This is a genomic window from Paenalcaligenes sp. DL 309 (assembly GCF_057475285.1).
On the sequence record NZ_JBYBKW010000007.1, the window covers coordinates 58,871 to 84,121 of the forward strand.

Consider the following 25,251-nt stretch of genomic DNA (forward strand, 5'->3'; position numbering starts at 1 on the left):
GTAAAGGATAACACCACCCATGAACCAAGCAGACCTCGATGAGCTAAATGAAACCTTACGCCTACAAATCATACGCTGGGTAGAGTTAGAGTCACCTTCGCACGACCCTCAAACCTTAGAGGCTATGGCAAACCTCATTCTTAGCGAAATTAAAGACAGTGTCTTGCAAGTGGAGCAAATTGAGCTGTCCTCAGAAACCGGACCGCTACTGCATATTCATAACCGCGCTCCTAATGACTCTCGCTCAGGTATTTTAGTGTTAGGTCACTATGACACCGTGCACCCCGTAGGCACCTTAGAGCAAAACCCATGCCGCCAAGAGGGGGATCAGCTCTTTGGCCCGGGCATTTATGATATGAAATCGGGCGTAGTCTTGGCCTTATCTGCTTTAAAAGAACTAGCACAACCTACTAGCACGCAGCTTCCCATTGATCTAGTATTAGTCCCAGATGAAGAAACCGGCAGCCATTATTCACGTGATCACATTGAAGCTTTTGCGAAAAAAGCCAAATACACTTTAGTTTGTGAGCCAGCCCGCGCAGAAGAAGGACGTTGTGTCACCGCCCGTAAAGGCACCGGCAATATTGTCATTAGCGCGCACGGTAGACCCGCTCACGCCGGCATTCAACATGAAAAAGGCCGCAATGCCATTGAAGAGATTGCACATCAAGTGCTAGCACTTGAAAAGCTAACAGATTACGAGCGTGGCATAACAGTAAGTGTGGGGGTAATTAAAGGCGGTACCACCTCAAATGTGGTGCCTTCATGGTGCCAAATCACCGCCGACTTCCGTGTGCCCAACGCAGAAATGGCACAACGTTTAGAGCAGCAAGTCAGCCAACTAAAAAATGTAAACCCCGACATAACACTAGAGGTGGACTTTATACTGAACCGCCCCGCTATGCCTAGAACTGAATCCACAGCAGCACTATTAAAACAATGCCAAGCTTATGCCTTACAGGCCGGCTTTGAACTTAAAGAAGCCCCCATGACAGGTGGTGCCAGTGATGCAAACTTTACTGCAGCATTAGGTATCCCTACCTTAGATGGTTTAGGAGCTGATGGTAATGGCGCACATACATTAAAAGAGCACATTTTAGTTTCTACTCTAGCGCAGCGCAGACAGTTTTGGCTGCACACCTTAGCTCAACTTAACTAAAGCTAAAGTAATACAGCCATTATACTCTCTACAAGGCCGCTATAAAGCGGTCTTGTTGCTCTTTATCTAACTCCGCCACTTGCATATCACCTACAAACACATGATAGCGATCTTCAATTTGATCAATGGTGTACTCAGCCGCCTGTAAGCGTTTAATCAGCTGACCGGCTTCTTTGGGATCAGCAAATGGCAACGATAAAAACACCTCCTTATCAGCCGCATCAAACATACGAAACTGGAAGCCTTCTTCGCCTTTAAAGCTGGCAAAACGCGCTGTTTTAATCTTCTCTTTTTCTACTGCCGCCTCAGGCGTTTGTTCAGCAGCTGCGCGTAAACCTACCGCCGCACGCAACTCTTGAATTAAAGGCGCTGAAATACGACGCGCTTTTGCTGCCCCAGCCAAGAGTATTTCTTCAATCTGCTGAGGGTTTGCCATGAGGGCATTATATTTTTCGCGCATAGGTGCAATTTCAGCATTAATGCGTTCAAATAATTGCTTTTTTGCCTCTCCCCAACCTAAACCACCTTGTAATTGCGCTGCAAAGGCTTGAGCCTGCTCAGGCGTAGCAAATACTTCGTACAACTCAAACAAATGGCAGTCTGTGTCTTTAGGCTCACCGGGTTGCTTAGAGTCTGTAACAATACGATTAATAGCGGCCTGTAATGCTTTTTCACCCCCCTCAAAGAGGGGGATGGTATTGTCATAGCTTTTGGACATTTTACGCCCATCTAAACCGGGCAAGGTGGCCACAGACTCATCGATAAGCTCATAGGGCAGCACAAAAAACTCTTTACCTTGGCCATACAGATGATTAAAACGCTGGGCAATATCACGCGCCATTTCAATATGTTGAATTTGATCACGCCCTACCGGCACCAAATGCGCATTAAACATTAAAATATCTGCCGCCATTAATATGGGATAAGAATATAAACCCATATTAATGCCATCATCAGGTTCTACCCCTTTGGCGTTATTTTGATCTACTGAGGCTTTATAGGCATGTGCCCTATTCATCAGTCCTTTATTCGTCACGCAGGTCAACATCCAAGAGAGCTCTGGAATTTCAGGTATGTCTGACTGACGATAGAAGGTAACTTTTTCCGGATCCAAGCCTGCCGCTAACCATGTAGCAGCAATTTCAAGGCGGGATCGGGCTACACGCTGGGGATCATCGCATTTAATCAAGGCGTGATAATCCGCCAAAAAGAAAAAAGCATCGGTATCAGGCTGTACACTGGCACGCACCGCGGGACGAATAGCCCCCGCATAGTTACCTAAGTGGGGGGTACCTGAAGGGGTGATCCCCGTAAGAACTCGTTTTGTCATAACACACTAAACCTAAAAAATAATACTGCCCAATTTTATAACACCGCGGCTTGCCTGCGCTCGGAGTCTAAGTACTCCTTGGATTGCATTTCCATCAAGCGTGACTCAGTACGATGAAATTCACCTGACATCACACCTTCAGTGTATAGCTCTGTGGCTTCCACCTCGGCTGACATAATTAATTTAACTTTATGATCATAAAGCACATCGATTAACCACGTAAAACGTCTAGCGGCTGAAGCATCGCGCGCTGACATTTTAGGCACATCAGATAATATAACGGTCTCAAAACGACTCGCTAAGTCTAAGTAATCATTTTGCGAACGTGGCCCCACGCATAAGGTTTCAAAATCAAACCACACAACATTGGTTTCACAACCTATAACAGGCAATTCTCGGTGCTCTAACTCAATGGTACCCCTGCTAGGTTTAGCTCCAGCTAAACGGGTAAAAGCATCGCTTAGCTCGTGTTGAGTTTGCTCGGTAATAGGGCTTAGATAAAGGCGCACTTGCTCCAAACTGCGTAAACGATAATCCACACCCGTGTCTACGTTAACTATATCCATACGCTGTTTGATTAAATCAATAGCAGGTAATATACGATCACGGTGCAAGCCATCAGTATAAAGTAAGGAGGGCTCGTAGTTTGATGTCATCACAAAGCTCACCCCTTGCTCAAATAACTCCAAGAGCAATTTATGTAAAATCATGGCGTCAGCAATATCGGACACATGAAACTCATCAAAGCAAATCACCTCATAGCGCTCAGCGATGGTTTTAGCTACCGCCTCTAATGGGTCCGATTGGCTGCGTAATTGGCGCAGTTGCTCATGCACACCACGCATAAACTCATGAAAGTGCAAACGTGCTTTACGCTTTATAGGAAGACTACTGTAGAAAGCATCCATAAGAAAGCTTTTACCACGCCCTACACCACCCCATAAATATACCCCTTTAGGCGGGGTTTTATCTTTTGATTTACTAAAAAGCCGCTGAAAAATGGACTGATTGGCTTCTTCTCGATAAATCATTATTTCGTTAAAAAGCTGTTGCAAGCGCTCTACAGCCTGTTGCTGCGCGACATCAGATTCATAGCCTTTTTCTTTTAAGGCATGTTTGTAATAGTTAATAACGTCCATAAGGGGACCAATAAAAAGACAAGGGGGGTTATTAATTAATGAATAAATAAATAACAGATAAAAAAGGGGCTGACGAATGTCGGCCCCTTTTTATGCTTTAGCTTAAATTAATTCAAATGAAATTAAATTTAAAAGTTTAAGGCGCGCTTATGTACCGCTAAAGCCGCTTCTTTCATGGCTTCAGAAAGAGTAGGATGTGCATGACAAATACGTGCAATGTCTTCGGCTGCACCACGGAACTCCATAATAACCACCGCTTCAGCAATAAGCTCAGAAGCCGTTGGGCCTACAATGTGTACGCCTAGGACTTCATCTGTTTTCGCATCAGCTAACACTTTCACAAAGCCAGTGGTATTACCTAAAGCACGGGCCCGACCATTCGCCATAAAGGGGAATTTACCGGCGTTATACTCGCGGCCTTCGTCTTTGAGTTGCTGCTCAGTTTGACCTACCCACGCCATTTCTGGTGAGGTGTAAAGTACCCAAGGAATGGTGTTGAAGTTAATGTGTGGTTGCTGCCCCGCAATGCGCTCAGCTACCGCAACGCCTTCGTCTTCGGCTTTATGTGCCAACATGGGACCACGAACCACATCACCCACCGCCCACACATTAGGCAGATTCGTACGACAATTCTCGTCCACCTCAATAAAACCACGCTCATCAAGTTTAAGGTCTACGTTTTCCACACCTAAGCCTTCGGTATGAGGCACGCGGCCAATGGAGACAATGAGTTTATCAAATTTCTCTTTCTGCTCTTCATCTTTGGCGTCTTTGTATTTCACTTTAACGCCTTTATCAGAAGCTTCTACTTTCTCTACTTGAGCGCCTAGTTGGATCTCTAAGCCTTGTTTAGTTAAAGCAGATAATGCTTCTTTAGCCACATCACGATCAGCGGCAGCTAAGAACTCAGGCGCCCCTTCAAGTATGGTTACCTCAGCACCTAAACGACGCCATACACTCCCTAACTCTAGGCCGATAACACCAGCACCAATCACACCTAGTTTTTTAGGAACTTTCTTCAAGCGTAAGGCGCCATCATTAGAAAGGATGGTTTCTTCGTCAAAAGGTACACCGGGCAACTCACGTGCCGAGGAGCCCGTGGCAACCACTACGTGTTTAGCGATTAACTCTTCCGCTTTTTTACCATCAACGGCAATCACCCAACCGGCATCTGTTTTTTCTTTAAAAGAAGCTTTACCATGGAAAAAATCAACCTTGTTTTTTCTAAATAAAAACAAAATACCCTGGTTGTTTTCCTTAACCACTTTGTCTTTACGACCAAGGAAGGTATCCATGTCCAAGTCTAAGCCTTTGACCTTAATACCATGGTCCTTGAAGTGATGCTCAGCCTGCTCATAATGCTCTGAAGACTGCAACAAGGCTTTGGACGGAATGCAACCTACGTTAGTACACGTACCACCAGGTAAAGGCTGGCCTTTCTCGTCAGACCACGCATCTACACATGCTACCGACATGCCTAACTGTGCTGCTCGAATAGCAGCTATGTACCCACCTGGGCCTGCACCAATTACAACTACGTCAAAATTTTTCGCCATTATGTATCCCTTATTAAATGTCTAACAGTAGACGCTGTGGATCTTCAAGGGCGTCTTTCATAGCCACTAGGCCAAGCACAGCTTCACGACCATCAATGATGCGGTGATCGTAAGACATAGCTAAGTAATTCATAGGACGAATCACAATTTCACCATTCTCTACTACTGGACGCTCTTTAGTGGCGTGAATACCTAAAATAGCAGATTGTGGTGGATTAATAATGGGGGTAGATAGCATGGAGCCAAACACACCGCCATTGGAGATAGAGAAAGTACCACCAGTGAGCTCTTCTAGTGTGAGCTTACCGTCTTGGGCACGACGACCAAAATCAGCAATCTGAATTTCGATTTCAGCCATGGTGAGCTGGTCAGCATTACGCAATACAGGCACCACCAAACCACGGGGGCTACCTACGGCAATACCAATATCAAAATAACCATGATAAATAATGTCTTTGCCGTCGACGGAAGCATTTAGCACTGGGTATTTCTTCAAAGCAGCTACAGCGGCTTTTACAAAGAAAGAAGTAAAACCAAGTTTTACGCCATGCTCTTTTTCAAACTCATCTCTGTACTGTTTACGTAAGTCCATAACCGCTTTCATGTTGACTTCGTTAAAAGTAGTTAAGATGGCGTTTTCTTGTTGAGACTGCAACAAACGCTCAGCCACGCGAGCACGTAAACGGCTCATGGGTACACGCTGCTCTGGGCGGCCATCAAGTGAGGTTTGTACAGGCACTGGGGCGGCTGCAGGCTTAGCAGCACCTCCTGCCTTAGCTGCCACTGCATCCGCCTTAGTAACACGACCATCGCGACCACTGCCTTTTACATCGGCAACGTCAATGCCTTTTTCAGTCAGGATTTTATTTGCAGCGGGTGAAGCTGCAGTAACAGTAGAAGTAGAGTCTGCTGCAGCGGCAGGAGCCGCTTCAGTGTCTTCTGCTGCGGCCTCTGGGGCCGCAGAGGCTTTAGCTTCGGTGTCTATGCGTGCTAACACCTCGCCTGCTGTAACTGTGCTGCCATTTTCTTTGAGGATTTCAACAATGACTCCCGCAGAAATGGTGGGCACCTCTAAAACCACCTTGTCTGTTTCTACATCAATTAAGATTTCATCTTGCTCCACGGCTTCGCCAACTTGCTTTTTCCACTCAAGCAAGGTGGCTTCGGAGACAGATTCTGAAAGCTCTGGTACAACAATTTCAATAATAGCCATAGTATTTTCCGTGTAATAAGTGTGTTTTTAAATTTCTTTAAATGTATATTTATGCGTTGTGTATGTTATTTAACTAAGGAAAAACCTTTAATGTTTTCTGCAAAGGCTTGTTCGATGAGTGCTTTTTGTTGCTCATTATGCTTAGCTAAATAACCCACTGCTGGCGAAGCTGAAGCCGCACGACCCGCATAGCTCAGTTTTTGATTCGCAGTCATGTTTTCAACCAAATGATGCTGTATATAAAACCAAGGACCTTGGTTTTGTGGCTCATCTTGTACCCAAACGATTTCGGTTGCGTTCACATACTTGCGTAGTTCTTCTTGAAAAGCTTTATGGGCAAAAGGATAAAGCTGTTCTATACGAACAATGGCGATCTCTTCACGCTCGCGCTCTGTGCGGGCATTAACTAGTTCATAGTAAACCTTACCCGAACACACTAATACACGTTTTACTTTCTCAGCGTTGATACTGCTATCTACTTCCCCAATTACTGGCATGAAATGACCTTCAGCCAAATCAGTCAATGGTGAAGTAGCCGCCTTGTTACGTAATAATGACTTCGGTGTTAGTAACACTAAAGGTTTACGGAAGGGGCGCAGCATTTGCCTACGTAAAACATGGAAAATCTGTGCACCTGTAGTAGGTTGAATCACTTGAATATTATTATCAGCACAAAGCTGCAAAAAACGCTCTATTCGTGCTGAAGAGTGCTCAGGACCCTGGCCTTCATAACCGTGCGGCAACATCATTGTTAAACCACAATGACGCCCCCACTTGGCTTCACCAGAGGTAATGAACTGATCAATTACTACCTGTGCGCCGTTAACAAAGTCACCAAACTGGGCTTCCCAAATAGTTAAAATATTGGGTTCAGCAGAAGCATAACCATATTCAAAACCTAATACTGCCTCTTCAGATAATACGGAATCAATAACGGTAAAATTCGCCTGACTGTCTGATACGTTTTGTAGAGGAATATACGAACCATCATCCCAACGCTCACGATTTTGATCATGCAATACCGCATGACGGTGCACAAAGGTACCTCGTCCCGAATCCTGACCGGTAATACGCACCGCATAACCGTTTGCCACCAAAGTGGCATAGGCTAAATGCTCACCCATACCCCAGTCTACGTTCATCTCACCACGAGCCATAGCACGACGATCATTGAGCATGCGTTTAACGAGCGGGTGCACGCTGAAACCTTCCGGCACTGTGGTGATTTTTTCACCAATGCGAGTAAGCTCGGCTAAAGGTAAGCCCGTGTCGGCGTGATCAGTCCATTTAGCATCTAAGAAGGGTGTCCAGTCAATGGCGTATTTGTTTTTATAATCAGTGAGCACAGGCTCAACGGTACGCTGACCGTCTTCCATCAGCTGACGATAACTTTTTACCATTTCATCTGGCTCATCAGCAGATAAAACACCTTGAGCCACCAGCTTATCAGCGTAAAACTTACGTGTGCCGGGGTGTTGCGCCACCGCCTTATACATGAGTGGTTGGGTTAAAGCGGGCGTATCTTGCTCGTTATGACCCAATTTACGATAACAAACAATATCCACCACCACATCATGGCGGAACTTTTGACGATAATCTAAAGCCAACTGGGTAACAAAAGCCACAGCTTCAGGATCATCACCATTCACGTGAAATACAGGTGCTTCGATCATTTTAACTACATCTGTACAGTACAGTGTAGAACGAGAATCCCGTGGATCTGAAGTGGTAAAACCAATTTGGTTATTAATCACAATGTGCAAGGTGCCACCCGTACCATAACCGCGTGTTTGCGCCATGTTTAGGGTTTCCATCACCACACCCTGACCAGCAAAAGCCGCATCACCATGTACTAATACCGGCAACACTTTTTCACCAGTAGTGTCTTGACGACGGTCTTGACGAGCCCGTGTGCTCCCTTCTACTACCGGATTCACAATCTCTAAGTGAGAGGGGTTAAATGCTAAGGATAAATGAATGGGACCGCCACGCGTGGATAAATCACTGGAGAAACCGTTATGGTATTTTACGTCACCATCAGTGAGGTCTTCAGGCTGATGCCCTTCAAACTCAGCAAACAAATCAGCGGGCATTTTACCCATGATGTTTACCAACATATTTAAACGACCACGGTGAGCCATGCCCACAATGACCTCTTGAATACCTAAGTCGCCACTGTGATTAACCACTTCATCCATACAAGCAATAAAACTTTCCCCCCCTTCAAGGGAGAATCGTTTTTGTCCTACATACTTTGTATGCAAGAAGCGCTCTAAGCCCTCTGCCTCAGTAAGTTGCTGAAGAATATTACGTTTTTGATCCACAGTGAAATCCATACGACCATGCACGGATTCTAAACGCTCTTTAATCCAGCGCTTAGCCACTGGATCAGACATATACATAAATTCAGCACCAATAGACTGACAATACGTTTCGCGCAATGCTTTAAGCATGTCGCGTAGTGTCATGGTGTCTGATTTGGTGAAAAATGTAGTAGTAGCAGAATAAGTTTGATCTAAGTCTGCTTCAGTAAGACCATAAAAAGCCGGGTCTAGCTCCTCATAGGAAGGACGTTCACGACGTTTTAGCGGGTCTAAAGTAGCTATATTGGCACCTAAGGTGCGGTAGGCCTCGATTAAAGACTGTACTGCCACTTGCTTATTGGCTACAGATAAATCTAAATTAGGGCCACGCGACATGAGCATGTTCGCTTTAGCCCGTTCAGCAAAAGATTGAATAATTGGACTATGCGCTTGATCGCGCGTGGTTTCTTTACCATCAGTTGCAGGCTGATGTTGAAGTTGATCAAAATAATCACTCCACTCGGCGGGTACCGAAGCGGGATTATCTAGATACATCTCATACAGCTCTTCGACATAAGCGGCGTTAGAACCGTATAGATAAGAAGTCGATTGTAGTTCAGTTTGCGATGACATAATTTTTAATGCTTCACCTATATGAGTGTTTCACTCATCTCGAGATGCAGGAAAACCTTCCGCGACACGGCTTCACCGGTTAGCGGATAGCAGAGCAGAAGGCTACGTAAAACGCCTTTCACAGCGATACCTTTAAGTATAGCGCTCAATGGCGTTACTTGCATCCTATCAAAGAAAAAGCGCTTTAATGACAATTACTTGTTGGGATTTACGAACATTTACGAATGCTGCGCTGCGGCATGCGTAAATATATAATTTACGCTATAAATGATGAATTAGATATAAAATGTAATGTCCCCTTTTTGTTTTCGAATTATTCTCAGGAGCACCCCACGATGGACGCCAAAGCTGATCTGGCAAAACGTGCGCTAGACTATCACGCCAGCCCTACCCCAGGTAAAATCTCTGTAACCCCAACTAAAACCTTAGCTGATGCTGACGATCTCTCTCTCGCTTATTCTCCCGGAGTGGCTTATGCGTGTATGGCTATTCATGAAGAAGGTGACGAAGCCGCAGCAAAATACACCTCCAGAGCCAATTTAGTGGGAGTTGTTACTAATGGTACTGCTGTTTTAGGCTTAGGTAATATTGGCCCTTTAGCCTCTAAGCCAGTCATGGAAGGTAAAGGCTGCCTGTTTAAAAAATTTGCTGGCATTGATGTTTTTGATATTGAGCTCGATGAAAATGATCCCAAAAAGCTGGTAGATATCATTGCAGCCATGGAGCCCACCTTGGGCGGCATTAACCTCGAAGACATTAAAGCTCCCGAATGCTTCTATGTAGAAGAAGAGCTACGCAAACGCATGAAAATCCCCGTGTTTCATGATGATCAACACGGCACGGCTATTATTTCTACTGCCGCCATTCTTAATGGTTTACGCGTAGTAAATAAAAAACTCGATGAAGTGCGTTTGGTTTGCTCGGGCGCAGGTGCGGCTGCTATTGCTTGCTTAAAGCTCTTAGTCAGCATGGGTATGCCACGTGAACACATATTCGTCTCCGATTCACGCGGCATTATCTGGAAAGGCCGTGAAGACAATATGGAGCCAAATAAAGCGGAGTTTGCGCAAGAAACGGAATTTCGTACCTTAGACGAAGCCCTCGTGGGCGCCGATATCTTTTTAGGCTGTTCTGCACCTGGCATCTTCACTGCAGAGATGCTTTTAAGCATGGCTGAACAACCGTTGGTACTCGCCTTAGCTAACCCAGAACCAGAGATTCGCCCTGAAGTGGCTAAAGCGGCACGTGCCGATGTGATTATCGCCACCGGGCGCTCAGACTACCCGAACCAAGTAAATAATGTATTGTGCTTTCCCTTTATTTTTCGGGGCGCACTTGATTGTGGCGCCACAGAAATTAATGAGGCCATGAAACAAGCTTGTGTGCATGCTATTGCAGATTTGACACACGAAGAGCAATATAATGACGCGGGCAGCACTCCAGATAGCGACTTAGGCTTTGGTCCAGAGTACATCATTCCTAAACCTTTTGATCCCCGCTTAATGTCTAGAATCGCCCCTGCAGTGGCTAAAGCTGCTATGGATTCGGGTGTGGCCAGTCGCCCCATTGAGGACCTAGAGGCTTATCGTCAAAAGTTGCTTGCCATGACTTACCGCTCTGGCACCCTCATGCACCCGCTTTTCAAACAAGCCAAAGACGCTCCGCAAATAAAACGCATTATTTATGCGGATGGTGAAGATGAGCGTATCTTACGTGCTGCTCAAACAGTAATTGATGAACGAATTGCTCACCCTATTCTCATCGGCCGGCCCTCCGTAATTGAAATGCGTATTAAACGTTACGGCTTACGCTTAGCAGCAGGTATAAACATTGAAATTGTGGACCCTGAAGATGATTACCGCTATAACGAAACCTGGCAAGCTTACTACAAATTAAAAAGCCGCCAAGGCGTGACTCCCGATGTGGCTAAGGCATTAGTGCGCAAGCACAATACGCTTATTGGGGCCATGCTTATTTTACGCGGTGATGCTGACGGCATGATTTGCGGTGTGGGCACGCGCTTTTACCATCAGCTTTCTCATGTTCAAGACATTATTGGTCTTAAAGAAGATGCTTCTGTTTTAGCTGCCATGAATGTGCTCATGTTACCCACTCAAAACCTTTTTGTGTGTGACACGCATGTGAATGAAAACCCCTCAGCTGAAGAAATAGCGAACATCACGCTTATGGCTGCAGAAGAAGTGCGTAGATTTGGCGTTATACCACGTGTAGCCTTACTCTCCCATTCCAACTTTGGCAGTCGCTCTACGGAATCCTCTCGCAAGATGGCAAAAGCACGCGAGCTAATAGTGGCTGCTGATCCCAACTTAGAAGTGGATGGAGAGATGCACGCTGATACGGCGCTGTCTAATAGTATCCGCGCTAAGGCTCAACCTGACTCTACATTACTAGAGCCAGCTAATCTGCTTATTACCCCCAATCTAGATGCCGGTAATATCACTTACAACATCTTAAAAATGACGGGTAGTAACGGTGTAGCCATGGGCCCTATATTACTCGGTGCTGCCCGCCCAGTACATATTATGACTACGAGCGCAACCACGCGCCGCATTGTTAACATGACGGCCGTAGCAGTATTAGATGCCACCGAAGAGGATAAAAAGAAACAGCAAAAAACCAAGTAATCAAGTAATTACTACACCATATGTTAACAAAAAGGCTGGGTTTGATTTTTAACAAACCCAGCCTTTTCTTACCACTCATCACACATCACATTTCATACTAAAAGTAGAAATAAAAGTAGTAATAAATAATAATGATTACTTATTGATAGTACGCAATGTGTGTCCTGTGTATAACTGGCGTGGACGGCCAATCTTATAAGCGGGATCAGAAATCATTTCGTCCCACTGAGATATCCAACCCGCGGTACGTGCCAAAGCAAAAATACCTGTAAATAGTTCAGTAGGAATACCAATGGCACGCTGCACAATACCCGAATAGAAGTCTACGTTTGGATAAAGCTTACGTTCTACAAAATAAGGATCCTCTAAAGCAATGCGCTCTAATTCCATCGCAAGCTTAAATAACGGATCATTATGTAAACCAAGGGCGTCTAGCACTTCTTTACATGTTTCTTGCATCAACGTAGCACGAGGGTCGTAGTTTTTGTAAACGCGATGACCAAAGCCCATCAAGCGTACGCCGGAGCTCTTGTCTTTCACTTTCTCCATAAACTCGCCAACTTTAGCCACGCCCCCTTCTGCTTGCAATCTTTCAAGCATGTTTAAGCAAGCTTCATTCGCACCACCATGTGCAGGGCCCCATAAGCACGCAATCCCCGCTGAAATAGCCGCATAAGGATTAGTACCAGAAGAGCCACAAAGGCGAACGGTGGAAGTGGATGCATTTTGCTCATGATCCGCGTGCAAAATAAAGATACGGTCTAAGGCGCGCTCTAACACGTCATTTACCTGGTAATCTTCACATGGCGTACCAAACATCATACGCAGAAAATTACCGGTATAAGACAGATCATTTTGCGGATACATAAAAGGCTGACCAATGCCGTGTTTATAGGCCATAGCCACTAAGGTAGGCATCTTCGCAATAACACGTATGGCAGATAATCTACGATGCGCTGCATTTGTGATGTCAGTGGAGTCGTGATAGAAAGCAGCCATGCCACCTACCATACCTGTGAGTATGGCCATGGGGTGAGCATTAGCTTGAAAACCACGCATAAAGCTTTGCATCTGCTCTTTAACCATAGTGTGCTGCATGATGGTGCTATCGAAGGCTTTGGCCTCCTCAGCATTTGGCAGCTCACCATTGAGTAGCAAATAACACACCTCTAAAAAATCACAGTTTTTGGCTAAGTCATCTATTGCATAACCACGATACAATAGCTGGCCTTTATCGCCATCAATATAGGTAATTGCAGACTCGGTAGAGGCTGTTGCCATAAAGCCGGGATCATAAGTAAACCTTCCCGATTGACCATAAAGCTTACCAATATCAATTACATCAGGACCAATAGTTCCTTTGTATATAGGAAGCTCTATCGCAGGGGTATCGTCAGAAAACGACAATGTCGCTTTTGTATCGGACAGTTCCATTTTGCTTTTTCCTTAAAAATCACAGCGATCGCATCATTGCGACCAAACGATGAATATCGGGGCTGTCATACTCGCCCTGAGGCTCAGAGCGGCCTAACAACACGTCTAAAAACTCATGGTCACTCATTAAAAACAAGTGATCCAAGGCTGCGACGTCAACGTCAGTTAGCTCTGCTTCATACTGATCTAAAAATTTCGTAATGATGAGATCATTTTCCAATAATCCCCGGCGCGCACGCCAGCGTAAGCGCGCACGTTCTAACTGCGTTAACGTTTTCATTTTTTTGATCTACTTTTAGACAGTACGACGTACTAGCATTTCCTTGATCTTGCCAATAGCATGTGAAGGATTTAAACCTTTAGGACACACGTCCGTACAATTCATAATTGTATGACAACGGAATAAGCGATAAGGGTCTTCAAGGTTATCTAAACGCTCTGCAGTCGCCTCATCACGGGAATCAGCGATAAAACGATACGCTTGTAAAAGACCAGCTGGCCCTACAAACTTATCTGGATTCCACCAAAAGGAAGGGCAAGCAGTAGAACAACAAGCGCATAAAATACACTCGTACAATCCGTTAAGCTCATCACGAGCCTCAGGAGTTTGTAAGCGTTCTTTCTCTGGTGGTGGCGTGGTGTTAATCAAATACGGTTTGACCGAATTATATTGATCAAAGAACTCTGTCATATCCACAATTAAATCGCGGATTACCGGCAGGCCGGGTAAGGGACGTAATACCACCGGCTCTTGTACCTCATTTAAGTTTGTTGTACAGGCTAAGCCGTTTTTACCGTTGATGTTCATGGCATCTGAGCCACATACACCTTCCCTACAGGATCGACGCAACGATAAACTATCGTCTACGTCATTTTTAATACGCACTAGCGCATCTAGCAACATTTTATCAGTGGGTTGCAGCTCGACCTCAAGCTTTTGCATATAAGGACGCTCATCCTTATCAGGATCGTAGCGATAAATTTCGAACTTCATTACACGTTTACTCATCGTAGTACCTGTTTAGAAAGTGCGTGGCTGAGGCGCAATAGATTCAACATCGGCAGAAATAGGGTTCATCTGTACCGGCTTATAAATTAACTTGCTGCCTTCAGAGAACCAGACCGAGTGTTTTAACCAGTTATCATCATCGCGCTCAGGGTGATCATCTAAAGCGTGAGCACCACGGCTTTCTGTACGGTTAACCGCAGATTTAGTGGTGGCTCGTGCCACTTCAATCATATTTTCAACTTCAAGCGCTTCTATACGTGCGGTATTGAAAACTTTAGATTTATCCTCGAAATAAATTTCATTTACTTCAGGCACCAAGCCATTAATGAGCTCCTCACCTTTTCCTAGTAAATCTAATGTACGGAATACACCACAGTGTGCTTGCATAGTTTGACGAATTTTCTCAGCTACCTCTTGAGCGCGTTGACCTGATTTACGTGACTCTAGACGGTTTACACGGTCTAATGACTTCTGAATTTGCTCTTCAGGAATATTCGCATGACTGTGCGTACGCTCAGGGTGCGATTCCACAATGTGATTACCCGCAGCACGACCAAAAACAATTAAATCGAGCAGTGAGTTTGTACCTAGACGGTTAGCGCCGTGTACGTTGGTAGCAGCACACTCACCTACAGCATAGAGGTTATTCACAATGCTGCTATTACCTGCGTCATCTACAGTAGTGACTTGACCGTAGTAATTAGTGGGTATACCACCCATTTGGTAATGAATAGTAGGCACCACAGGAATGGGATCTTTAATGGGGTCAACGTTACCAAACTTCATCGCAATTTCACGAATAGAAGGTAAACGTTTATTAATGGTATCGGCCCCTAAGTGGTCTAGTTTTAACACCACATAGCTACCATCTGGCCCACAACCACGTCCTTCTTTAATCTCTTGGTCCATAGAACGGGAAACAAAATCACGAGGCGCCAAGTCTTTAAGATTTGGAGCATAACGTTCCATAAAGCGTTCGCCGTCTTTATTGAGCAAAATACCGCCCTCGCCACGCACACCTTCCGTAATTAACACCCCAGCGCCTGCTACGCCAGTGGGGTGAAATTGCCAGAACTCCATATCTTGCAAAGGCACACCAGCACGCGCTGCCATACCTAGGCCATCACCTGTATTTATGAAGGCGTTAGTGGAAGCCGCCCAAATACGACCTGCACCACCTGTGGCTAATACCGTGCGCTTGGCTTCAAGCACAAAGATCTCACCGGTTTCCATCTCTAATGCGGTCACTCCAAGTACATCACCTTCTTCGTTACGCAGCAAATCTAATGCCATCCATTCAACGAAGAAATTAGTACGTGCCGCCACGTTACGCTGATAGAGAGCATGGAGCATGGCGTGACCGGTACGGTCAGCCGCCGCACAGGCACGCTGTACTGGTTTTTCACCAAAATTTGCAGTATGACCACCAAACGGACGTTGATAAATAGTGCCGTCCGGATTTCGGTCAAAAGGCATGCCAAAATGCTCGAGCTCATACACCGCATTGGGTGCTTCTCTACACATGTACTCAATGGCGTCTTGATCTCCTAACCAGTCAGACCCTTTTACGGTGTCGTACATATGCCAATACCAATGGTCTTCGCTCATATTACCTAGAGAAGCGCTCACGCCGCCCTGAGCGGCCACGGTATGAGAACGCGTGGGAAATACTTTAGACAACACTGCCACAGATAAGCCGGCTTCGGCTAACTGTAGTGAACAACGCATACCGGCACCGCCGGCGCCAACGACCACCACATCAAACTGGCGGCGTGGTATAGAAGTTTTAATAGCAGCCACGGTTACAGGCTCCAAATAATTTGTGTGAAGTAAACAATACAAGCAACCAACCAAAGTACAGTTAATGACTGTAAGATCAGACGTAGACCTGCTGGTTTGATGTAATCCATCCAGATATCACGCACACCAATCCAGGCATGCCACGCTAGTGATAAAAAGAAAAGAGAAACAAGAAGTTGTCCGGCAGGAAAAGTGCCAAACAGTTTGAAGTTAAAAAGATTACGCCATCCTTCGTAATTTAGCTCAGAAGTAAATAACACCCCTACTAAAAAAACTAGCGTGTAGATAATCATAATAACAGCGGTCATACGCTGCACAATGAAGTCCAACGTGCCGTAGTGCGCGCCTACGACTAAGCGTTTCGTCCCGATACGTTCTTCAGCCATTAGAATACCCCAAACAATTTAAGTGCAAACACGGCAGTTAATGCTAAAGCGATGACAATAACCGACAGCGCGGATTTATGCGCTGTGTACTTTTCATTACCTTTACCCATATCGAGAAAAAGAAATCGAATACCAGCACAAAAGTGATGTAAGTAACCCCAGATCAACACCAGCATAACCAGTTTGACGATTGGATTAGCCATCACATTACTTAAGGCGGCAAAACCTGCCGGTGAGCTCAAGCTCATAGCAAGTAACGGTAAAATAAGCACAGGCAAAGCGAGAAATAATAACGCACCACTAATACGATGCAGAATAGACGCTTTTGCAGAGTGTGGCAGACGGTAAGATAAAATCTGCGGCACGCTGATATTGCGATACTGCGGGCGCTTTTTTTCGGCGGTATCAGACATATTGGCCCTCAAGGTTAAAAATTAAATAGCGTTACAACAATTAACAAATAAAAAAATATACAAGTTTTAACTATTTTGACCTATTTAGAAAAATTACGCATGTGTACACAGCCTTTTTTAGTTCAAACTGTTTCTATAATGAAAATGATCCGTAATATATAGACCTTGACGCACTTCCATTGGACGCTCTCCATAAGTATAAGCAACCCTTTCCACCTGCAACAACGGCGAGCCTAGAGGCACATGTAAACGCTGCGCTGCAGCATCATCGGCGGCCACTGCGCGGATACTTTCATCAGCTCGCACCATATTTACACCGAACTGACCTTCAAACCAAGCGTATAAAGGTTCTTTGTTTTGCATCACAGCGTCAGAGCTCAACCCTTCAAACACATTGGCTGGTAGCCAAATGGTATCCAAGATGGTGGGTTTATCATCAAACGATAATAATCGCTGTATATTAATCACTGTGTCCACAGAACGTAACATTAACAATGCAGCAATCTCTGCCGGTGCTTTCATGCGCTCACAGGAAATTATCTCGCTATGGCGCCTAGGCTGATGACCATCATCAGGCGTTAAACGTAAAAATCGATAGCGCACCTTCGCTTCATTGTGGGTAGAAACAAAGGTACCTTTACCTTGGCGTCTTATTAATAAATTATCTGCAGCAAGCTCATCAATGGCTTTGCGCACCGTACCTTGGCTTACTTGGAAGCGTGCAGCTAATTCCAACTCACTAGGAATGGATTCACCCGGTTTCCACTCCCCCTCATCTAGACTTTGGAGCAATAACGCTTTGATCTGCTGATACAGGGGACTATAAGCGGCACTGCGCTCAGAGGAAGGCCCCAACACGGGACTAGATTCAGACATAATTAAAAAGACAGCCTAATAAAATGCTAATAGCAAAAAAGTAAAGATAGCTTATTTTCGCATGCTACGTACATTCTGTCTAACACTCTTATATCTTATATAAGATGTAAGTCATTTGACGTAGAATTCATTTTGGTCTACGGTGCAAAAAGTATTAAACTTAATTTTCTTGTAGCACTTTGTTTTCCAACCATTGGAGTCAACACTCATGAGTAAACCCGCAATGCGCGTTGCCGTTACTGGCGCCGCAGGTCAAATTGGCTACGCCCTTTTATTTCGTATCGCTTCTGGCGAAATGTTAGGCAAAGACCAGCCAGTCATTCTACAACTACTTGAAATTCCTGACGAAAAAGCCCAACAAGCTCTAAAAGGCGTCATGATGGAGCTAGATGATTGTGCTTTCCCTCTACTACAAGGCATGACGGCGCACAGCGACCCACGCGAAGCATTTAAAGACATTGATATAGCGCTTCTAGTGGGTGCCCGCCCTCGTGGCCCTGGCATGGAGCGTAAAGATTTACTCGCTGTAAATGCGGAAATTTTCACGGTACAAGGCAAAGCCCTGAATGACGTTGCAAGTCGCGATGTAAAAGTATTGGTAGTGGGTAACCCCGCTAATACTAATGCCTATATTGCCATGAAATCAGCGCCTGATCTGCCCGCAAAGAACTTCACAGCTATGCTGCGTTTAGATCATAACCGAGCCTTGTCTCAGCTGGCGGACAAAGCCGATATAGCTGTGGCTGATATTGAAAATCTTATCGTTTGGGGCAATCATTCCCCCACCATGTATCCAGACATCCGCTTTGCTACGGTAAATGGTGCGAGCTTAAAAGAAAAAATTAACGACGACGTTTGGAACAAAGACACCTTCATTCCTACTGTAGCTAAACGAGGCGCTGCCATTATTGATGCCCGCGGCTCATCTTCCGCCGCTTCAGCCGCTAATGCCGCTATTGATCATGTGCGCGATTGGGTATTGGGCTCCAAGGGCAAGTGGGTCACCATGGGTGTGCCCTCCGATGGTTCCTATGGTATTCCTGAAGGGATTATTTACGGTGTGCCTGTGACCACAGAAAATGGCGAGTACAAGCGCGTAGAGGGTTTAGAGATAGATGAATTCTCACGTGAACGCATGGACCACACGCTAAACGAGCTCCTTGAAGAGCGCGATGGCGTTAAAGATCTCTTGCCTTAATTATTAATACATTGTTCGCCAAAGCCCGAGATCCTCGGGCTTTTCTCACTTCTCGCCTTTATTCTCTTATTATTAATCGAATTTAATCCGATTTTGATTGAGAAAACAAACAAAAAGGAATCATCTACTGTATGACTTTACCCATTCAACACAACACTGCCGCTTCCCGCTTTGAATACACGGAAAACAATTTACTTTGCCACTTAGATTATGAACTAAACGGTAATCTCATGGCTGTAACTCATACCATGGTGCCTCAAGAATTAGGCGGGCGTGGTATTGCTGGCGAGCTCACTGAGGCGGCTTTTGCTTGGGCCAAAGAAAACAACTTGAAAATCAATCCTATTTGTAGCTACACCGCAGCGTATTTTAAACGTCATCCTAAGCATAGTGAACTAAAAGCCTAAATCAAGGCAATAAAAAACACTAACAGCCCTATCAGTCTTATGTCTTATATAAGACCATTGCTTAGGTGTCTAGTTCGTTCTACAATACGTATATATTTATAAACATAGTTATATTGACTTTATGACCTATGTTTCATTCACTCAACTAACCTCAATAGGCCTGCAACATGCTGGAAAATTATCGCCAACACGTTGCCGAACGCGCTGCGTTAGGCATCCCCGCGCTACCCCTTACTGCGCAACAAACCGCCGAGTTAATCGAACTCATTAAAAACCCACCTGCAGGCGAAGAAGATTTCTTGCTTGAGCTATTCGTACACCGCGTCCCTGCAGGGGTGGATGATGCAGCTATGGTTAAAGCCTCTTATTTAGCCGCTGTCAGTTTAGGTAAAGAAACGAATCCGCTCTTTGACAAAGTACGTGCCACAGAACTACTGGGCACCATGCTAGGTGGTTTTAACATTGCTCCCCTCATCGAATTACTGGATAATGAAGAACTCGCCCCCGTGGCAGCTGAAGCTTTAAAACACACGCTATTAATGTTTGACGCCTTCCACGACGTTAAAGATAAAGCCGATGAAGGCAACAAATACGCCCAAGAAATCATGCAAAGCTGGGCAGATGCGGAATGGTTCACTAGCCGACCTGAAGTGCCTGAAAGTCTAACCCTCACGGTTTTTAAGGTAAGCGGTGAAACCAACACGGACGACCTTTCTCCTGCACCGGATGCTTGGAGCCGCCCCGATATTCCTCTGCATGCCCTAGCCATGCTCAAAAACCCACGTCCTGGTATTGAGCCCGATGAGCCAGGTAAAATTGGCCCCATTAAGTTGCTTGAGTCCCTTAAAGAAAAAGGTCACCTCATTGCTTATGTAGGCGATGTAGTAGGTACTGGATCCTCACGTAAATCAGCCACCAATTCTGTTTTATGGTACACAGGGGCCGATATTCCCTTCGTCCCAAACAAACGCTTTGGCGGGGTGTGTTTAGGCGGCAAGATTGCTCCTATTTTTTATAACACCATGGAAGACGCAGGGGCTTTGCCTATTGAATTAGATGTATCGCAAATGAATATGGGTGATGTTATTGAACTACGCCCTTACGAAGGTAAAGCACTTAAAGACGGTGAAGTCATTGCCGAATTTAAAGTAAAATCTGAAGTATTGTTTGACGAAGTACGCGCTGGTGGCCGCATTCCTCTTATTATTGGCCGTGGCTTAACCACTCGCGCTCGCGAAGCCTTAGGTTTAGGCCCCACCGATTTATTCCGTTTACCTGTAGCACCTCAAGAGTCGGATAAAGGTTATACCTTAGCGCAAAAAATGGTAGGCCGCGCCTGTGGTTTACCTGAAGGTAAAGGTGTACGTCCTGGTACTTACTGCGAACCCCTCATGACTACCGTAGGTAGCCAAGACACCACCGGCCCCATGACGCGGGATGAGCTGAAAGACTTAGCTTGCTTAGGTTTCTCTTCTGATCTGGTGATGCAGTCTTTCTGCCACACATCGGCCTACCCAAAGCCTGTGGATGTAAAAACGCACCACGAACTGCCTGACTTTATTAGTACACGTGGTGGAGTTTCCTTGCGTCCTGGTGATGGCATCATTCACTCTTGGCTCAACCGTATGTTGTTACCTGATACCGTGGGTACCGGTGGTGATTCACACACACGTTTCCCTATAGGCATTAGCTTTCCTGCCGGGTCGGGCTTAGTGGCTTTTGCAGCCGCTACTGGTGTGATGCCTTTAGATATGCCTGAATCCGTATTAGTACGTTTCAAAGGTGAAATGCAGCCTGGCGTAACCTTACGTGATTTAGTGAATGCGATTCCTCTGTACGCGATCAAACAAGGTCTACTCACCGTAGAAACCGCCGGTAAGGTTAACATTTTCTCAGGTCGTATCTTAGAAATTGAAGGATTACCTAACCTTAAAATTGAACAAGCCTTTGAGCTGTCTGATGCCTCCGCTGAGCGTTCTGCCGCCGCGTGTACCGTACGCTTAAACAAAGAGCCCATTATTGAATACCTAAACAGTAATATCACTCTACTGAAGTGGATGATTGCAAATGGTTACGAAGATGAGCGTACCTTAGCTCGTCGTATCAAAGGCATGGAAGCATGGTTGGCTGACCCGCAGTTACTTGAGCCGGATGCAGATGCAGAATACGCCGCTGTGATTGAAATTGATTTGGCTGATATTCACGAGCCCATCGTCGCTTGCCCGAATGATCCAGATGATGTGAAAACCTTGTCTGAGGTTTCAGGCACTCCTATTGACGAAGTGTTTATTGGTAGCTGCATGACCAACATCGGTCACTTCCGTGCCGCCTCTAAATTACTTGAAGGCAAACAAGACATTCCTACTCGCCTATGGGTGGCTCCTCCTACTAAAATGGACCAAGCTCAGCTCACTGAAGAAGGCCATTACGGTGTACTTGGTGTAGCAGGTGCTCGTATGGAGATGCCTGGTTGCTCTTTATGTATGGGTAACCAAGCCCGTGTACGTGAAGGCGCGACGGTGATGTCTACTAGCACCCGTAACTTTCCGAACCGTTTAGGTAAAGATGCCAATGTGTTCTTGGGTTCTGCGGAGCTAGCTGCTATTTGCTCACGTTTAGGCCGTATTCCCACTAAAGAAGAATACTTAGCGGATATGGGGGTACTCAAAGCAGATAGCGATAACATCTATCGCTATATGAACTTTGATGAAATCGAAGAGTACCAAGAAATTGCGGATACGGTTGGCTAAGAGGTCAATAAGTTAAGAGTAAAAATACTCTTTAACGCATAACTTTCCGCATAACCTCTTGGGTGTTAAACACATCCAAGAGGTTTTTTCATCGCCACACTCTATGAGTACAGGTACACTAAGTGCTTTGCTCGTTTGTTAGGATTAATACCCCATGGTTGATTATGTTGTATCCCCTGCCGTGCTGCATCATAAGGCGCACGATTTACTTGCGCTCATCGAAGCACTCAACCAGTCTGGCTCACGCTTAGAAGATGAGTTCTGGGAAAAGCAGCTTAGCGAAACGGTTAAAACGTTATTTACTGACCTTAACAGCACTATTTTAGAGCAGTTATTAGACTATTTAGCTGCTACCTATCAGCCCGATTTATATGATATTTTAGCAAGTACCATAGAAGGTTTAGCAGAAACTGCTGTTATTAATTATAAAAAGAAAAACTATAATGTGCTTTTAGTCACCGCTCCACTGACTGTCTGGACGCGCTATCAATTACCTGATGGCGAACTTAACAGCAGCCAACACGACAAACTCCTAAACCTCATGAAATCCTATGCCGGCAGTCAAGCGAAAGTGGCTGTTTTAGGCCAACTTTTAAGCTTTGATCAACTGCCAAAAAATTTCGCTCAAACTCACGAACTCTGCGTTCAACTCGGTCAATTAGCGCTAGATGCTAAACCGGCTTCTATAGAAATCGATCAACGCGATGATGGCATTAATTTATTAGCCGATGCCAAATTTATTGTGGCCGCTATCGCTGTCCCTGTAGGAGCCGAGATTTTTAGCTGGCAAGAAACCGCTACCCCCATGGCTGCCTTACAACAAGCCGAGCAACAATGGAAAGAACAATGCGAACAAATTCTTAGCACTATGTTTGCTGGCTGCCAGACTCAGTATTTACCGCCCGATGGTTATTTTTATAATAATAGAGAAAGCGATAAGTACATGCGACCTTTAGCGATTAAGGCCGCTGTACATTGGTTAGCCATGGTAACGGATAGCCCCCTAGAAGATATTACGGCCACCATTGCACGCTGTGGCGAAGAAGATACCGAAGAGTTTAGAGTGGGTCTAGGCGTAGAGGCGAATTCTGATATTTTATATGGCTGTGTATGGCCTATTTTTAGTAAAGATGAAATTGATATTTCCAGCCCACACTATCAAGATACTGCGTTAATATTGCAAAATATTCTAACGGATTTAGGCATAGAATCCATACGTTTTTTAGCGGGACTTTTCGAGCCAGAATTTTGTGATGACTGCCATGCTCCGCACTTCCCCAACGCTGAAGGTGAATTACAGCACCCGCACTTACCGGGTAACTTAGACCTCAGTCCAGCTGCTGTGCATTAAACTCCTACTATGCGCATAGATATATTTTGCCAAGTCATAGATAACTATGGAGACATAGGGGTGTGTTGGCGTTTAGCTCAACAGTTATCGCAAAAAAAAACAGTATCAGTAAGTCAAATACGGTTGTTTGTCGATGATATGTCGGCATTTAACCGTATTGAACCCCGAGTACGGCCGCAGCTAAAGCAACAGCAAATCGCAAACATTACCCTATGTGACTGGTCTGAAGCCACAGCTACAACACCAGCGACGATGGTAATTGAAGCCTTTGGCTGTGAGTTACCTACAACCTATGTGGCGCAAATGCCATCTCATACGCAACTTTGGTTAAACCTAGAATACCTTAGTGCTGAAGACTGGGTAACAGACCTTCACGGCATGCCCTCTCCTCAATCCAATGGCATGATTAAGTATTTCTTTTTTCCCGGATTTACTGAAAAAACCGGAGGACTACTACGGTCAGAAACATCTCAACGCTTGCCACCTGATGCCGCATTTTGGTCTCGAATAGGCATTACCTCCCCCCATACCGATGCCGTTGCTTTTGTATTTTCTTACCCAAATGCTCCTTTAGAAACCCTGTATGCCGCCTTAGAAAATGACGCAGCATCATGGACTGTTCTGTTGGCCGCCACAGTGCCCCCTCCCAAAAATGCGGTCCTGCCTGTAGAACGCCTACCTTATTTATCACAAGCTGATTTTGATATACTACTGGATTATGCTGATTTAAATGTAGTGCGTGGCGAAGACTCTTTTGTGCGTGCCATCTGGGCCGCTAAGCCTTTTATTTGGCAACCTTATATACAAACTGAGCAAACGCATTTAACCAAACTTAATGCCTGGCTAACGCAAACCCCTTTTAGTGCCGCAGTGCAACATGCTATGCGGGCTTGGAGCCAAGGCAGCGTAAAAGTCACTGAATTGCAGCAGCTATTACAACACCGACCTCACTGGCAGCAACAATGCGCTGCTTATGCTCTACAGCTGTATAAGCACAGCGATTTAGCCACACAGCTACTTGATTTTTTTCGTGAACATAACAAAAAGCGCTAAAATAGCGCCTTAAACTTATCTTGGAGTATTTACACTTATGAAAACCGCACAAGACGTACGCGTTGGCAATGTTATTATGCTAAATGGCGCCCCCTTAGTAGTGCAACGCACCGAATACAATAAATCAGGCCGTAATAGCGCTGTTGTTAAATTAAAATTCAAAAATCTACTTACAGACAGCCCAAGCGAAGCCGTGCACAAGGCCGATGAGAAATTTGAAATAGTACAACTAGAGAAAAAAGAATGTACTTACACCTACTTTGCTGACCCCATGTACGTATTCATGGATGCCGACTACAACCAATACGAAATTGAAGCGGATAATATGGGCGATGCGCTCAATTACCTCGAAGATGGTATGACTGCTGAAGTGGTATTTTATGAAGACAGTGCTATTTCAGTAGAGCTACCTACCACCATAGTACGTGAAATCATCTATACCGAGCCGGCAGTACGCGGCGACACCTCTGGTAAAGTGATGAAACCAGCACGCTTAGCCACGGACTACACTATTTCCGTGCCTATGTTTTGTGAAATTGGTGACAAAATAGAAATCGACACGCGTACCAACGAATACCGTAGCCGCGCGAACTGAT

The 25,251-nt window shown here is 45.2% G+C and carries 20 protein-coding genes; 8 read left to right on the forward strand and 12 right to left on the reverse strand.

Annotated elements, in window-relative coordinates; all coding sequences use genetic code 11:
• Positions 1-19 precede the first annotated feature (19 nt).
• The gene (locus AC2UZJ_RS10165; RefSeq protein WP_486950040.1) at positions 20-1,159 is read left to right on the forward strand and encodes a M20 family metallopeptidase; all 1,140 of its coding nucleotides are present in this window, start codon (positions 20-22) and stop codon (positions 1,157-1,159) included.
• A 28-nt stretch (positions 1,160-1,187) separates the two neighbouring features.
• Here the strand turns inward: AC2UZJ_RS10165 and AC2UZJ_RS10170 are convergent, their stop codons facing one another.
• From AC2UZJ_RS10170 to AC2UZJ_RS10190, 5 genes are all read right to left on the reverse strand, one after another.
• The gene (locus AC2UZJ_RS10170; RefSeq protein WP_486950041.1) at positions 1,188-2,489 is read right to left on the reverse strand and encodes a tryptophan--tRNA ligase; all 1,302 of its coding nucleotides are present in this window, start codon (positions 2,487-2,489) and stop codon (positions 1,188-1,190) included.
• Between the two features lie 35 nt (positions 2,490-2,524).
• Positions 2,525-3,628 carry a cell division protein ZapE gene (zapE, locus tag AC2UZJ_RS10175; protein WP_486950042.1) on the reverse strand — a complete coding sequence of 368 codons (1,104 nt, stop codon included), beginning with the start codon at positions 3,626-3,628 and terminating at the stop codon, positions 2,525-2,527.
• 128 nt (positions 3,629-3,756) lie between these two features.
• Positions 3,757-5,184 (reverse strand): dihydrolipoyl dehydrogenase, encoded by a 1,428-nt coding sequence (gene lpdA / locus AC2UZJ_RS10180; protein ID WP_486950043.1) that lies wholly within the window; start codon positions 5,182-5,184, stop codon positions 3,757-3,759.
• Positions 5,185-5,197: 13 nt separating this feature from the next.
• On the reverse strand, positions 5,198-6,397 hold the full coding sequence (gene odhB, locus AC2UZJ_RS10185; protein WP_486950044.1) for a 2-oxoglutarate dehydrogenase complex dihydrolipoyllysine-residue succinyltransferase: 1,200 nt from the start codon (positions 6,395-6,397) through the stop codon (positions 5,198-5,200).
• A gap of 65 nt (positions 6,398-6,462) precedes the next feature.
• Positions 6,463-9,333, reverse strand: a complete 2,871-nt coding sequence (locus AC2UZJ_RS10190) for a 2-oxoglutarate dehydrogenase E1 component (RefSeq protein WP_486950045.1) — start codon at positions 9,331-9,333, stop codon at positions 6,463-6,465.
• Positions 9,334-9,668: 335 nt separating this feature from the next.
• On the opposite strand from AC2UZJ_RS10190, the gene AC2UZJ_RS10195 reads away from it, so the two are divergent.
• Positions 9,669-11,978, forward strand: coding sequence for an NADP-dependent malic enzyme (locus tag AC2UZJ_RS10195; protein ID WP_486950046.1), 2,310 nt, complete (start codon positions 9,669-9,671; stop codon positions 11,976-11,978).
• A 135-nt stretch (positions 11,979-12,113) separates the two neighbouring features.
• On the opposite strand, the gene gltA is transcribed toward AC2UZJ_RS10195, so the two are convergent.
• From gltA to AC2UZJ_RS10230, 7 genes are all read right to left on the reverse strand, one after another.
• Positions 12,114-13,412 carry a citrate synthase gene (gene gltA / locus AC2UZJ_RS10200; protein ID WP_486950047.1) on the reverse strand — a complete coding sequence of 433 codons (1,299 nt, stop codon included), beginning with the start codon at positions 13,410-13,412 and terminating at the stop codon, positions 12,114-12,116.
• Positions 13,413-13,431: 19 nt separating this feature from the next.
• Positions 13,432-13,692, reverse strand: coding sequence for an FAD assembly factor SdhE (locus tag AC2UZJ_RS10205; protein ID WP_486950048.1), 261 nt, complete (start codon positions 13,690-13,692; stop codon positions 13,432-13,434).
• Between the two features lie 15 nt (positions 13,693-13,707).
• Entirely contained in the window at positions 13,708-14,421 is a 714-nt protein-coding gene (locus tag AC2UZJ_RS10210) for a succinate dehydrogenase iron-sulfur subunit (RefSeq protein WP_486950049.1), read from the reverse strand.
• A gap of 12 nt (positions 14,422-14,433) precedes the next feature.
• Positions 14,434-16,221 (reverse strand): succinate dehydrogenase flavoprotein subunit, encoded by a 1,788-nt coding sequence (gene sdhA, locus AC2UZJ_RS10215; RefSeq protein WP_486950050.1) that lies wholly within the window; start codon positions 16,219-16,221, stop codon positions 14,434-14,436.
• Positions 16,222-16,223: 2 nt separating this feature from the next.
• Complete coding sequence (sdhD, locus tag AC2UZJ_RS10220) at positions 16,224-16,607, reverse strand: succinate dehydrogenase, hydrophobic membrane anchor protein (RefSeq protein ID WP_486950051.1); 384 nt, start codon at positions 16,605-16,607, stop codon at positions 16,224-16,226.
• Positions 16,607-17,020 carry a succinate dehydrogenase, cytochrome b556 subunit gene (sdhC, locus tag AC2UZJ_RS10225; RefSeq protein WP_486950052.1) on the reverse strand — a complete coding sequence of 138 codons (414 nt, stop codon included), beginning with the start codon at positions 17,018-17,020 and terminating at the stop codon, positions 16,607-16,609. Before sdhC ends, sdhD begins: the two co-directional genes overlap by 1 nt.
• Positions 17,021-17,137: 117 nt before the next feature.
• Positions 17,138-17,896: a GntR family transcriptional regulator gene (locus AC2UZJ_RS10230; RefSeq protein WP_486950053.1), complete on the reverse strand. Its 759-nt coding sequence runs from the start codon at positions 17,894-17,896 to the stop codon at positions 17,138-17,140.
• A gap of 208 nt (positions 17,897-18,104) precedes the next feature.
• Here AC2UZJ_RS10230 and AC2UZJ_RS10235 point away from each other — a divergent pair, with 208 nt between their 5' ends.
• From AC2UZJ_RS10235 to efp, 6 genes are all read left to right on the forward strand, one after another.
• Entirely contained in the window at positions 18,105-19,094 is a 990-nt protein-coding gene (locus tag AC2UZJ_RS10235) for a malate dehydrogenase (RefSeq protein ID WP_486950054.1), read from the forward strand.
• A 131-nt stretch (positions 19,095-19,225) separates the two neighbouring features.
• Complete coding sequence (locus AC2UZJ_RS10240) at positions 19,226-19,501, forward strand: GNAT family N-acetyltransferase (protein WP_486950055.1); 276 nt, start codon at positions 19,226-19,228, stop codon at positions 19,499-19,501.
• 167 nt (positions 19,502-19,668) lie between these two features.
• Positions 19,669-22,251, forward strand: coding sequence for a bifunctional aconitate hydratase 2/2-methylisocitrate dehydratase (acnB, locus tag AC2UZJ_RS10245; RefSeq protein ID WP_486950056.1), 2,583 nt, complete (start codon positions 19,669-19,671; stop codon positions 22,249-22,251).
• 154 nt (positions 22,252-22,405) lie between these two features.
• Positions 22,406-23,602 (forward strand): DUF2863 family protein, encoded by a 1,197-nt coding sequence (locus AC2UZJ_RS10250; protein ID WP_486950057.1) that lies wholly within the window; start codon positions 22,406-22,408, stop codon positions 23,600-23,602.
• A gap of 9 nt (positions 23,603-23,611) precedes the next feature.
• Positions 23,612-24,655, forward strand: coding sequence for an elongation factor P maturation arginine rhamnosyltransferase EarP (earP, locus tag AC2UZJ_RS10255; protein ID WP_486950058.1), 1,044 nt, complete (start codon positions 23,612-23,614; stop codon positions 24,653-24,655).
• Positions 24,656-24,692: 37 nt separating this feature from the next.
• The gene (gene efp, locus AC2UZJ_RS10260) at positions 24,693-25,250 is read left to right on the forward strand and encodes an elongation factor P (protein ID WP_486950059.1); all 558 of its coding nucleotides are present in this window, start codon (positions 24,693-24,695) and stop codon (positions 25,248-25,250) included.
• Position 25,251: the final 1 nt, after the last annotated feature.

What these genes read in the sequence shown, in the direction of transcription:
- AC2UZJ_RS10240 (WP_486950055.1), top strand. Translation starts at nt 19,226, where the DNA reads ATGACTTTACCCATTCAACACAACACTGCCGCTTCCCGCTTTGAATAC.
- sdhD (WP_486950051.1), bottom strand. Translation starts at nt 16,607, where the DNA reads ATGGCTGAAGAACGTATCGGGACGAAACGCTTAGTCGTAGGCGCGCAC.
- AC2UZJ_RS10230 (WP_486950053.1), bottom strand. Translation starts at nt 17,896, where the DNA reads ATGTCTGAATCTAGTCCCGTGTTGGGGCCTTCCTCTGAGCGCAGTGCC.
- earP (WP_486950058.1), top strand. Translation starts at nt 23,612, where the DNA reads ATGCGCATAGATATATTTTGCCAAGTCATAGATAACTATGGAGACATA.
- AC2UZJ_RS10165 (WP_486950040.1), top strand. Translation starts at nt 20, where the DNA reads ATGAACCAAGCAGACCTCGATGAGCTAAATGAAACCTTACGCCTACAA.
- AC2UZJ_RS10235 (WP_486950054.1), top strand. Translation starts at nt 18,105, where the DNA reads ATGAGTAAACCCGCAATGCGCGTTGCCGTTACTGGCGCCGCAGGTCAA.
- lpdA (WP_486950043.1), bottom strand. Translation starts at nt 5,184, where the DNA reads ATGGCGAAAAATTTTGACGTAGTTGTAATTGGTGCAGGCCCAGGTGGG.
- AC2UZJ_RS10250 (WP_486950057.1), top strand. Translation starts at nt 22,406, where the DNA reads ATGGTTGATTATGTTGTATCCCCTGCCGTGCTGCATCATAAGGCGCAC.
- gltA (WP_486950047.1), bottom strand. Translation starts at nt 13,412, where the DNA reads ATGGAACTGTCCGATACAAAAGCGACATTGTCGTTTTCTGACGATACC.
- odhB (WP_486950044.1), bottom strand. Translation starts at nt 6,397, where the DNA reads ATGGCTATTATTGAAATTGTTGTACCAGAGCTTTCAGAATCTGTCTCC.
- efp (WP_486950059.1), top strand. Translation starts at nt 24,693, where the DNA reads ATGAAAACCGCACAAGACGTACGCGTTGGCAATGTTATTATGCTAAAT.
- AC2UZJ_RS10195 (WP_486950046.1), top strand. Translation starts at nt 9,669, where the DNA reads ATGGACGCCAAAGCTGATCTGGCAAAACGTGCGCTAGACTATCACGCC.
- AC2UZJ_RS10190 (WP_486950045.1), bottom strand. Translation starts at nt 9,333, where the DNA reads ATGTCATCGCAAACTGAACTACAATCGACTTCTTATCTATACGGTTCT.
- AC2UZJ_RS10205 (WP_486950048.1), bottom strand. Translation starts at nt 13,692, where the DNA reads ATGAAAACGTTAACGCAGTTAGAACGTGCGCGCTTACGCTGGCGTGCG.
- zapE (WP_486950042.1), bottom strand. Translation starts at nt 3,628, where the DNA reads ATGGACGTTATTAACTATTACAAACATGCCTTAAAAGAAAAAGGCTAT.
- AC2UZJ_RS10210 (WP_486950049.1), bottom strand. Translation starts at nt 14,421, where the DNA reads ATGAGTAAACGTGTAATGAAGTTCGAAATTTATCGCTACGATCCTGAT.
- sdhC (WP_486950052.1), bottom strand. Translation starts at nt 17,020, where the DNA reads ATGTCTGATACCGCCGAAAAAAAGCGCCCGCAGTATCGCAATATCAGC.
- AC2UZJ_RS10170 (WP_486950041.1), bottom strand. Translation starts at nt 2,489, where the DNA reads ATGACAAAACGAGTTCTTACGGGGATCACCCCTTCAGGTACCCCCCAC.
- acnB (WP_486950056.1), top strand. Translation starts at nt 19,669, where the DNA reads ATGCTGGAAAATTATCGCCAACACGTTGCCGAACGCGCTGCGTTAGGC.